The 3520-nt window shown below is 38.6% G+C and carries 3 protein-coding genes and 1 pseudogene; 2 read left to right on the top strand and 2 right to left on the bottom strand.

Going from position 1 to position 3520, the window contains the following annotated elements; all coding sequences use genetic code 11:
- Positions 1–246 precede the first annotated feature (246 nt).
- Positions 247–474 (bottom strand): annotated as a pseudogene (locus tag EV202_RS14790) (DUF4372 domain-containing protein); the annotation flags it as partial.
- Positions 475–875: 401 nt separating this feature from the next.
- The gene (locus tag EV202_RS14785; RefSeq protein ID WP_131927597.1) at positions 876–1841 is read right to left on the bottom strand and encodes an IS110 family RNA-guided transposase; all 966 of its coding nucleotides are present in this window, start codon (positions 1839–1841) and stop codon (positions 876–878) included.
- 209 nt (positions 1842–2050) lie between these two features.
- Here EV202_RS14785 and EV202_RS14780 point away from each other — a divergent pair, with 209 nt between their 5' ends.
- Entirely contained in the window at positions 2051–2362 is a 312-nt protein-coding gene (locus EV202_RS14780; RefSeq protein ID WP_131927596.1) for an NVEALA domain-containing protein, read from the top strand.
- A gap of 18 nt (positions 2363–2380) precedes the next feature.
- Positions 2381–3370: a BF3164 family lipoprotein gene (locus tag EV202_RS14775; protein WP_131927595.1), complete on the top strand. Its 990-nt coding sequence runs from the start codon at positions 2381–2383 to the stop codon at positions 3368–3370.
- Positions 3371–3520 lie beyond the last annotated feature (150 nt).

Genomic DNA, 3520 nt, shown 5'->3' with positions numbered 1-3520 from the left:
GGATGTTGTTATGAATGAGTTTGCTCACCCATAATATAACAATTTTAGCTATTAGTACGCTGTTTCTCATTGGATCAATTAGTTTAAATCACTTCGTAATGAAATCAAAAGTAAAAGAAAATAATCATTATATTTCTGATGAAAATGTCTTAGAAACAGTATGATTAAGTCACTTCTATTAGTTGATTAGTTGGACTAATCTTTGTAACGCATTAGTGTCCCAATTTTAATGGGACACTAATGATTTTTACCCATTCCTAAATGATAACATTTGGAATGATGAGCTTCAAGAGCAACTATCAAATCTCGCAGACTTTCACGATTAGAAAGTTGACCAAACATCAAAGCAAGTAGTTGATTCCAGCAGGTGAAGTGCTTCACATTGTCGCCATCATACTTGGTGACTATGCGGTTAAACTTACTTCGATTCATAAATGAAGCCAATTGAGCGAAAACGTATTTGTCTTGGAACATATGCCATCGGATTAATCTGATGCAAAGCTACAAATTCAAGTCCGTTCGCTCGGAAAATCGATGTAACTAACTAAATTTCAAATATTTCAAAGAACTCCTTTAGATTTTAATGGGACAGCAATATTTGTAACGTTATCCGAAATCGTGTCTTTTTTATGGAAATAAAAGTATGCGAACTGTAAAAATGTTGCAAAACATATATGAGACTATTGCAAATGCGAACTATAACCTTTAAACTTGAAAATTATTAATCGTTAATTATACTAAAATGAACTATAATAAGAAAATTGAATCCGGTTAACGATAATTAGCATAATCATGCAGGTTATCGTGTATGGAAAGCTCGTCGGGGCTGCCTGCTCAGCCCCTTGCCGCATGGCGTTCCCTCCGCAGATGAGTATTTATGGTCTTTCGGACTTGAACCCATCGACATACGGTTTCCCTTGCGTGACCACTGCAAAGGCTTGCCTTAGAAGTTTGTTGGCGACCGCAACGACCGCCACCTTACCGGGCTTGCCGTTAGACCGCAAACGGTCGAAACACGCCTTGCACTCGGAATTGCACCTGAGTGATGAGAATGCCGCCACATAGAGTTGGCTTCTGAGGTTTGAATCCCCGTTTCGGTTGATGTGACCTTTGACATTGACTGACGTACCGGATTGTTGGTAAGTAGGCGACAGACCCAGATAACGGGTCAGTTGCTTGGCATTATCAAAGTAGGTGAACCCACCGGTGGCTACGATGAGTGCGGCTGCCAGTGTGACACCGATACCCTTGATGGAGGTGAGCAGGTCCATCTGCTTCTTGTACTCACCTTGTGCCAGGGAAGCAATCGTCTCTTCCATTGCCTTGATTTGCTTCTCCAGGAAAGTAATCGTCTTTTCGATGGTTTTCTTGCATTCGGGGTCGAAAGAAGGAAGGACTTCAAGTGAGCCTTTTAGGTTACGTGTTGCCACAAGTTGCTTTTTGAGCTGCCGTAGCACCGTGCGTTTCTGCTTCAGGATGAGTATTGAATCGCTGCGCAGCTTGTAAGGAACCGGTTGCATCCTCTCGCCGTACAGAGCTATCAGACGGGCATCAATCTCGTCCGTCTTGGTGACGGTGAGCATGGCACGGGCGAAGTTCTTTACCTTCAGCGGATTCTCAAGGCTGACGGTTATCCCGGCTTCGGAAAGCAGATAGACGAGCAACGCACTATAATTGCCTGTTGCTTCCAGAACGCAATGGTGTTCTGCCGCTGAAACGGCCTGTATAAACTCATGTACACCTTTTACTGTGTTTTTAAATGTTTTTGTCCAGCCTGTCTTGGCGGACGAATAAGCGACAACGAAGGTCGCCTTGCTGACATCGATTCCAACGTAGGTCATAGTCTAAAACTTTTATTATACAACATCTCTACATCGTGAGCCATCATTGCGAATGCGGGGTCAAAAGCCCATTGAACTATCCGGTTTCTGATGTAAGAGTGTGGGGGCGAAACATACTTCACGGTCTTTATGACTAATGAAACATCGGCCTTATTCCACACTCTGATGTTGAAACTTTATGCAAAAGTATAACGATTAAATAATATACAATGAAAAAAACAATCTACAGGCTAACAATAGTCTCAGCTATGTTGACAGTATTACTTTACAACATGTTTATAATCCATGATTCAAATCATGAATTAACAGATATTGCACGTCTCAACATAGAGGCTTTAGCATCATCTGAAAGCGACCATGACGAACCTATTAAGTTTAAAACTTGCTATTTTTATGCCAGCTCAACATTCCTACCTGACGAACCATCAACGTATGTCACAAAATGTGATGGCTGTCGTACAACAAAGGCAACTATGTATATGGGCAATGCTGTATGCGCTGGGTCACAAATAATATATTAAAAGAAATAAATATCCATCATGAAAAAATATATCTATTTACTATCAATCTATGCATTGCTTACAGCATGTGCAACGCAAAATAGTATGCAAGAGCTAACGCTCACACAAAAAATAGAACCATTTCGTGAACAAAAAACGCTTCAAGCTGAAAAAGTAAGAGTGAACGAAGTGTTTGCCATCGATGGAATAGAAGTGAAAAAAAATAATATATTTGTAACAGATTCAAGAAATAGTGACAGGACATTGTATCAGTATTCACTTCCGGATGTACAATGCATTTACACTGGAGGGAGGAGGGGAGGAGCAGAGAACGAATTTCAGCTTCCTCCTTCCTTCTGCAAAAGTACTTCTGAAAAAATTTATATTTTCGGATACAATCCTTTCATTATTAAATGTTTTACATTAGATACCAACAATCAACTAATCCTTGAAAAAGAAATTACACTACCTACCTCTATTCCAATAGCAAATTTTATGAATATAGTCAATGACTCATTATTGATATACACTACGTTTCCCAATAAGCTTGACATAAAAAAAGCGAACTTAAAATCTCAACAGTCAACAGAAGAAGAAATTGTTATTGAACAAGAAACACACAAAGAGATATTTTTTGATGAGAACAAGGGGTATTTAGCAGCTAATGACTCTCTGATTGTTTATGCTTACACCTACAAAAAACAAATTGATTTTTATGGGATAAACGACATGAAACTCCACAAAAGACTTATTGGTAACGAGATTACCCCTCACATATTAATAGGAAATGTTAAAGAAACGAAATTCCACCAACGAGAAATAGTTGCATGCAAAGATTACTTTTACATACGATGTCCTAGAGAAAAAGACGGGTGCTTTATAGAAGTGTATGACTATTCCGGGCGCTCTGTCGCCAAATATGAGTTAGATATTTTATTATATGCTTTCTGTGTTGATGAAAAGAATAGAACCATATACGGCTATAACAATGATGTATTTGAAGAAGGTTTCTTAAAGTATGCTTATTAAATACCAGAAAGCACTTTTTTATATCGAAGTGATTTAAACTTTTCTTTTCTCAAACATTTCCTTAGCAGAATTACCATAAATGCAATATAGTTCCATGATTCCCAATTCCTAACCGTTGTTTCAAATCGATTTAAAATAGTCCTGTAACTG

This window comes from Prevotella heparinolytica, from assembly GCF_004342845.1.
GTDB lineage: Bacteria > Bacteroidota > Bacteroidia > Bacteroidales > Bacteroidaceae > Bacteroides > Bacteroides heparinolyticus.
This window is presented reverse-complemented; position numbering and strand designations above follow the sequence as displayed.